Below are 7,775 nucleotides of genomic sequence, written 5' to 3'. Positions count from 1 at the left end.
ATATACCAATCGAGATCTTCTTACTTAATCTACGTCACTAAATTCGTTCAAGTTATTTCTTGCAATCTGCCGTTTCTAAAAACAAGTACACCTTATCCTTGTCACCATCTTTAGCCGCTAAATTAGCAAACGTCGCATTGCCGTCTTGACCCGTTGTCGCGTCTGCTAATTTTGTCGCATAGCTCGGAACAGTTTTTTGCGCATCCTGTTGCATTGTTGCTACAGCATTTTGTGCAGTTTGGCCCGTTTGACGTAACCGTAAATACTGTGCTGTTACATCATACGCTGTAACGGTAACATTTGCTAAAGGCGTCCCGCCAAAATCGTTATCAACCACACCAGAATTTTCTTTGTTAGCTGGAACTTGGCCTGTATCAAATCCCCGCATGTGTACGGTAACAGTCACTGTACTTGGTGTTGTATCTGCAGATACAGCCCCACTGAACGCACTGATAATTGTTGCAATCAAAATGGGCAATAAGCCAATGGCTACCAGTTTTGACCAGATACTACTTTTCATGATTTAATCCTCTCTTCGTATATAACCCAGCTAACAATATAAAACTCATGACCAAAATAGTTAGGCCAATCAGGGAGATCATCGCCTTGGCTTGTCCTGTTGCTGGCAACTGTGCGGTGGCTTGTTTTTGTGCATTGATAACACGCGGTTGAGCCGTTGTCATCACCATATTGGATAACTGACCAGCGGCGGTTTGCCACAATGGCTCACCGTTCAAACGCATCGGTGGTAATGGCGCATTATCTGCTACTGCGGGGACGTCCAACTCAATGGCCCGCGCGGCTGGTGATATCAGGTAATTCGGTTTTGTTTGAACTTCCTCAAAAAAATACCGGCCTGCTGGTAACTGGCAATCTTGCAATATCACCAAGCCTTGGCTATCTGACAACATCTTTTTGACTCGCGGATCTTGTTTGGGTGTGGTGCTCTGACACCAATCACCCGTTTGTGTCAGATAATATTTTTGCCGTTGTCGGAGTTGATATAACACAAAGCGCACCGCTGACAAAGGGATTTCCTCTTTATTTTGCGTTCGCCCATACTTAAAAAAATATAGCTGTCGTTTTAAAATTGTCGGCTTGGTTTGAATCATTGCTGGTTGCGCCAATCCGACATAATCAGCCATTTTGACAACCATTGGATCAGCCAACATTTGATTGGTTTGACCATTTTGCGTCATAGTATCCGGCTGGCGTTGCACAATCAGATAAGTCTTGTCACCTGCTGGCGGGACATGAAACGCAAGCTGACCTAATGTATCTGTTACTTGCGAATCAACTAACGCCAAATGCTGATCTTGGATCACCGTCTGAATGGTCTGCTCTTGTGTTTTCAGCGTCTGGTTATAATGGGGATCTTGATGATGGGCCGCTGCCAAATTTGACATATCATACAGATCAAAGTGTGTCCGTTGCTTGGTCTGATTCATAACTTGATGTTGCAACGCAATGGTCGTATCAGTTTGATTTTGTGCCAATACTGGCCAGTTAAATTGCCAACTTAGCAGGCCAAACAAGCAGCAACCCGTTAAAAAGTACAGCATCTTTTTAATCATTTTTTCTGCCTCCGACGTTGGCCATACTGGTAACCCGAATTAAGCAAGAAACCGACACTCAGTAAACCACCAGCCACCATCAAATAAGGTAACTGACCAGCCCCACCTGTGTTTGGCAAAACGGCTTGATTCCGATTTGGAACTTGCAAGGTAACCTGATTGTCAGTCTGATTGTTGGTCAACTTGGTGGCCCACTGTTCAGTCCCACCGGTCACTTGGACATGGCCATCTGGTGAAATAACCATCACGATTGGCTCGGCAGGTAAGTAACCTTTAGGCGCTTGACGTTCGGTCAAGGTGTAAGTACCTGGGGTTAAGTGCATCACGGTAAATGCTGTGCCATTTCGATTGGCTTTAAGGGTTAGCGTCTCACCCGTTAGCGCTTTAAGCTCAAATTGTGCGCCTGACACAGGTAGGGATGTCTGGGCATCCATCTTTTTCACCACTAATTTGAATGGCTTAATGGGATTATTTTGCGTTAATTTGACAACATTAGTTTGACTGACATTATGCGATAATGTCTGGTCAATTGAAAAACCGTCCTTAACACCATCACCGTCTGATTCAGGTGCGGTTGCCGTAATGGCTTTCCCATCACTTAACCACTGCCCGTCTGTCGTCAGCGTTAAATGATACGTGGTGTTGGCCATTTGAAACCCACTGGGTGACTGAGTTTCTTGAATGGTATAGTTGCCTGGTGTCAACAGCTGACATTGGCCCGGCTGAACCGTCAGGACCTGCTGTCCATCTGAAGATGATACGGTAAACGTCGCGCCTTTGACGGGTGATGTTGTCCCTTGGGCGATCTTGTCAATTATTAAGCCATATTGACAATTTGTTACCGTCGCCTGATCACCTTGTCGCGTAATTTGTGTCACGTAACCCGCTGTCTGCTCATTTAAAACGTGATAATCAAATGCTTGGCCTTGGTTATTATAAGCGGGTAGCCACACCGATTGCCCGTCTTGCATGCCTTGGGTGACGGTCTTTTGCCAATTTTCCGCAGCAGTTAGCTGCCCAACCGCCCGCCAATCAGTTAACTGATCAGCCACTTTTCGCCCAATGCCAAACTGAATTTGGTCGGGTCGTTTTGTGCGATCAATATCATCCATCCATTTTTTAGTCACATGCAACTTGGTTCCGGCCGCTTTAGCAGAAGGAATACCAAAGGCCACTGCGGCGTCTTTTTCAGTTGGGGTTAATGACGTCTTCCCACTCACTTGGTACCAAAAATCAGGTTGAAAGTTTTGCGATTCCGTTTTGAGATGGACCTGATAATGCAACTGAATTTCTCGGTCTTGTCCCAGATTCAGGCCGTTAACAGTCACCTGTTGGGCATCACGCGTCACACTTGGTAAGTTATCAACCGCCTTTTTACCCACACTAGTCACGGTTGGTGGTGTATCCGCATAAATAAATTGTTCGCCAATTGGATTATGCACCGTCCCATTTTTAATCGTATAAAAATCACTTAACACCGTCTTGACTTGATTTGCTAAATAAGTACCAATGTCATCTAACGTATTAGCATCTTGATAATGGCCAGGTGTTGCAAGTAACGCCATACGTTCACGTACTTGCGTTTTGGTTAAATACATGTGAGAATTATTACCTGTACCCCAACTATCCATATCCAACTGAATACCTAATGTATGTAGTTCAGTCCCTTTTTCTCGCAGTGCGTAAGCCTCCCCTAACGTAGCTGCCCAAGTATCTGGAATCATTTGGCCATCGACTTGATACGGCGCTGGTCTCTCTATCCAGTCAGGATAATGGCTTTCGACAAACTGTGACGTATACCCTGGATAATCCCATGCTTGACTAAAACCCGTCCCGATAACGTGCCCATCAACTACTTTGGCTTGAGTTACTTTGTATGATTGCGTCGGAATTCCGTCAGTTAATAACACCATGATTTTTTTATGGTCACTGGCATCACTTGCCAACATATTTTGTGCTTCACGGAGACCATTTTGTGTAAACGTTCCGCTAACGGGGGGATTTCTGAGGATTTTATTGATTTTTGAAACATGTGTCGCATTACTGACACGATCAATATTTTCAGACCAAATCCCTGGTTCTTTGTCACTTTCTTTGGCGGCAAAAGCAACAAGCCCAACATTGACAAAGTCACCATAGCCTGCGTCATTGATGGTTTGCATAAATTTTTCAATACCTTCACGCATCGCATATTCTCGCTTGATGCCACCGTTGAACACTGAATTCATGGATCCGGACATCTCAGTAACCAAAACAATATCAATTGGTTTGATCGCCACTTGCCGATTCCCTTTAACATTCAAGAAAACATCAAACAAGCCAGGCGTCGTGGTTTGACGCGCATATTGTCGTATTTGATAAGCTGGATTGTGTGGTAACACCATTAAAGACCTTGATGGGTTTTTCTGTCCACTTAAATGTTCAACTTAAATTTTACAATCTGCCATACAATAAAGGAATCATGATATGAAATACGGCTATGCTAGAGTTAGCACAGAAGGCCAACATCTTGAAGCCCAAGTTGCGCAGTTAACCCAGGCTGGTGTTGACCAAATTTTCAAAGAAAAATATACCGGCACAACCACTGAACGGCCGGTTTTTGACACACTCTTAAAAACGTTACAACCTCACGATATGCTTGTTGTGACCAAGCTAGATCGCTTCGCCAGAAATACCCACGAGGCCCTCGAAGTCATGCAACATTTATTTGATCAACGGGTCGCCATCCACATCTTAAATCTAGGCTTGATTGATGAAAGTCCCACGGGTAAGCTAATTTTCACCATTTTTTCTGCTTTTGCGCAGTTTGAACGTGATCTGATTTTGACCCGGACACAGGAAGGCAAGGCTTATGCCCGACGCCATAATCCCCATTTTCGTGAAGGGCGTAAAGAGACCTATTCCGATATGGAAATTTTAGCCGCCTATCAGCAACATCAAAATGGCCTATCGTATCAACAAGTGGCCAAAAAAACGGGTATTAGTGCCTCGACTTTAAAACGGCGCATCAAAAAAATCCGACAGGCCGAGCAAAACAGGTGAATCATTAGTTTTAACCCACAAAAAAAGATGTGTTGAAAACACATCTTTTTAAGTAATTTATTTAAAGTTGGTCATGCAATTGCCAATTCAACGCATAATGGTAATGCTCGCCAGATAAAAGATATTCAGGTGCCACACTTGGTGACCATGAATCATCCCCCCCAATGCCCATATGCGCGCCGTCTAAGTTCAACCACACCCCAGCCTCTGGTTTGAGTAGATGCCGGTGCGTCGTTTGACTGAGTTGTTGTGGACTATACGGTGACAAATTAAAGGCCACCGTCATTGGACTTTGTAAGTCATGCTGACCAAATTGCAACTGGCTAACGCCGGTGCGCAGTCCATTTTCACTAGGGAAAATGTACGGCGTGTATAAGTCGGCCAAAGTTGCGGACCAGCGGCCCTTGGTTGCTGCTGCCCGTCGGTCTGGATAATTTTCCATTGGGCCAAGTCCATCGTAGTTCACTTGTTCTGGTACCGTCGCTAATTGGACATTTAAGCCAATTCGGGCTGGTTCAGGGTCAGCAATCTGTCGCCAAACATCAACTTGCAAATCTAACGCCCCGGTTGGTGATATTTGATAACGCTTAATCGACTGTAACATCACATGCTGATCAATTGGTGACAGAAAATCATGTGTCGTCGTTACCACGACACCTTGGTCGTTGGCCGTCACGTCAAACGCGCCTAGTTGTGGTTGCAACTGGTCATAACCACTAGCACGCCACTTTTCATACCAAGCATTTGGATCAACAAGCCCGACTTCACTCACACCAATATCATTATCAATTGCCGCACGGGTAAACTGATCTTTTAACGGCGTCAAGAACTGACTAACGCCGCCAAAATACCATTGGGTCAACCAGCCTCGCGTGGCATCAAAGACAAACTGGTGTTGCCCGGCTGTAATGGTAACGGTTTCGGCCGTTTGTTCAACAACTGGTGGCAAACTGGTCGTCACGTCAGGCAACCCTGGTTTTAACGGCCGATTTTGAATTACAAACTGATCATAAGCCAAACGCGTTTGCGGCCGAATAATGCCATCGGGTTTTTGCTGGATAATAGTCACATTTAAGGCCACATCCCCCGTCGCCACTTGCGGCACCGTTAAGGGTACCGTCACGGTGTCCCCAGCTGATAAATCCAGTGGCAAACTCGCTAACGGTTGTGGTACCCCATTGATCACCCACTGATACTGCAAAACTGAATCATCCACGTGTTTAAACAGATGCTTGCTGGTGACTTGCAACGCTTCGGGATGACCAGTTGGTGTCCGAACAAGCGAAAAACCAAAGTACTGCTGACAAAATGCCGCTTCTAGTAAAGCCGGCTTTGGTGTGCGATCTGGGAAAAGCAAGCCATTTAGACTGAATTGTCGATCATTGGGATGATCCCCAAAGTCGCCACCATAAGCATAAAATGCCTCACCCGTCGTCTCGTTTTTCAACAACCCTTGATCAACCCAATCCCAGATAAAGCCACCTTGTAAGCGTGGATACTGTTCAAAAGCGTCCCAGTATTTGGCAAAACCACCTAAGCTATTACCCATACTGTGCGCATATTCACACAAAATGAGGGGCCGGGTTTCGCCAGGTTGACTGATCCACTTTTTAATAGACCATTTTGAATTCACAGGCGCGACTTGGTCTTGATCTACACGTGCATACATTGGCGCAATAATATCAGTGACTAGCGAATCAGCCCCGCCACCTTCATATTGCACTGGTCGTGACGGATCCACTTGTTTTAACCATTGATACATCGCATCGTGATTGTGCCCGTAGCCTGATTCATTCCCCAGTGACCAAATAATCACTGAGGGATGATTGTAGTCACGCTTGACCATCCGTGTCACGCGGGCCATCATCAGCGGTAAGTAAGTGGCATCATTGGTTAGCCGGTTCATCGGCGTCATGCCGTGGGTTTCAATGTTTGCCTCATCGACTAAATACAACCCGTACTGATCACATAACTCATACCAACGGCGGTCATTAGGATAATGTGACAATCTGACGGCATTGAAATTATGCTCTTTAAGTAAGCGAATATCTTTTAACATCGTCGCTTCATCGACATAATAACCCGTCTCTGGCGTGAATTCATGCTTATTGACGCCACGAATCAACAAAGGCTGGTTATTTAAACGCAAGAGTCCATCCTTGATATCGACGCGGCGAATACCAATTTTTTTGGTTTCTGTGTGATAAACTGTGTCGCCATCAAATAGTGTCAGCGTTAAGTCATAGCGCTGTGGGATTTCTGCTGACCACAGTTTCGGCTGATGAACTGGTAGCGACAAGGTTGCTTCGTGGGCATTCGCGCCACGTTCATCCACCAAGTCGTTGCCAAATGTTGTCTCATCTGACGCGATTTCTAAGCCGTCCCAAGACAAAGTCGCCCGTACTTGTAATGCCTGATTTGCCACGTCACCAATTTCCGCACGTACTGTCACCACAGCATCATCCAAATCATCCGCTAACTGGGTATCAATCGCAAAGTCTGACAAACGCACCTTGGTCATGTTCACCAGCTCAACATCTCGAAAAATACCCGAAAGTCGCCACATATCTTGGTCTTCAAAATAGCTCGCTTTACTCCATTTCAAAACCAAAACAGCGATACGATTCTCCCCCGCCACTAGGTGTGGCGTTAAATCAAATTCGGCGGGTAACCGGCTATCTTCTGAATACCCGATCCAAGTCCCGTTAACCCAAAGATAAAATGCCGAGCTGACACCATTAAAGACAATATGTGTCTCTTTTGAGTCAGCCAACCACGCTTCATCGACTTGAATGGTCTTTGAATAAGCACCCACTGGGTTTTCGTCAGGCACGATTGGTGGCGTTACAGGAAACGGATAGGCCACATTACTATACAACGGCACGTCATAATCACCGGCTAATTGCCAGTTGCCAGGTACCGTAATGGTCGTCGCATCCGGTAAATCTTGCACACGCCATGTATCATCAATAGCATCAAGCTGCGTAAAATAATTAAATCCCCAAGTCCCGTTCAATGATTGGATTTGGCTACCTGATTGTCCTTGATCCGGACGATCATAGGTCATATCCGTATGACTCGGCAAGCGATGCCATTGGGTCACGACCGGATTTTCCCAATCGCGACGTTCCAAAATTGTCTGTAGTGTTGTCATGTGAT

The 7,775-nt window shown here is 45.6% G+C and carries 5 protein-coding genes; 1 reads left to right on the top strand and 4 read right to left on the bottom strand.

Features of this window, described 5'->3' with window-relative positions; genetic code table 11:
* Window positions 1-52: 52 nt before the first annotated feature.
* The 3 genes from IE039_RS06555 to IE039_RS06545 are packed head-to-tail and all read right to left on the bottom strand — an operon-like array spanning window position 53 to window position 3,958.
* The gene (locus IE039_RS06555) at window positions 53-520 is read right to left on the bottom strand and encodes a pilin N-terminal domain-containing protein (RefSeq protein WP_189428928.1); all 468 of its coding nucleotides are present in this window, start codon (window positions 518-520) and stop codon (window positions 53-55) included.
* Window positions 510-1,574, bottom strand: coding sequence for a hypothetical protein (locus IE039_RS06550; protein ID WP_010002191.1), 1,065 nt, complete (start codon window positions 1,572-1,574; stop codon window positions 510-512). The genes IE039_RS06555 and IE039_RS06550 overlap by 11 nt, the downstream gene beginning before the upstream one ends.
* A complete protein-coding gene (locus IE039_RS06545) occupies window positions 1,571-3,958 on the bottom strand; it encodes a vWA domain-containing protein (protein WP_019041907.1) in 2,388 nt (795 codons plus the stop codon). Before IE039_RS06545 ends, IE039_RS06550 begins: the two co-directional genes overlap by 4 nt.
* 82 nt (window positions 3,959-4,040) lie before the next feature.
* Between IE039_RS06545 and IE039_RS06540 the strand changes: the two genes are divergently transcribed.
* Complete coding sequence (locus IE039_RS06540; RefSeq protein WP_010002192.1) at window positions 4,041-4,616, top strand: recombinase family protein; 576 nt, start codon at window positions 4,041-4,043, stop codon at window positions 4,614-4,616.
* A 61-nt stretch (window positions 4,617-4,677) separates the two neighbouring features.
* Here the strand turns inward: IE039_RS06540 and IE039_RS06535 are convergent, their stop codons facing one another.
* Window positions 4,678-7,770: a beta-galactosidase gene (locus IE039_RS06535; protein WP_010002193.1), complete on the bottom strand. Its 3,093-nt coding sequence runs from the start codon at window positions 7,768-7,770 to the stop codon at window positions 4,678-4,680.
* Window positions 7,771-7,775 lie beyond the last annotated feature (5 nt).

It is taken from the genome of Leuconostoc lactis KCTC 3528 = DSM 20202 (assembly GCF_014651235.1).
GTDB classification, from domain to species: domain Bacteria; phylum Bacillota; class Bacilli; order Lactobacillales; family Lactobacillaceae; genus Leuconostoc; species Leuconostoc lactis.
Note: the sequence above shows the minus strand (reverse complement) of the source record. Positions and strands in the feature narration are given on the sequence as shown.

Coding starts and splice junctions, on each gene's coding strand:
- IE039_RS06545 (WP_019041907.1), bottom strand. CDS start 3,958: ATGGTGTTACCACACAATCCAGCTTATCAAATACGACAATATGCGCGT.
- IE039_RS06535 (WP_010002193.1), bottom strand. CDS start 7,770: ATGACAACACTACAGACAATTTTGGAACGTCGCGATTGGGAAAATCCG.
- IE039_RS06550 (WP_010002191.1), bottom strand. CDS start 1,574: ATGATTAAAAAGATGCTGTACTTTTTAACGGGTTGCTGCTTGTTTGGC.
- IE039_RS06540 (WP_010002192.1), top strand. CDS start 4,041: ATGAAATACGGCTATGCTAGAGTTAGCACAGAAGGCCAACATCTTGAA.
- IE039_RS06555 (WP_189428928.1), bottom strand. CDS start 520: ATGAAAAGTAGTATCTGGTCAAAACTGGTAGCCATTGGCTTATTGCCC.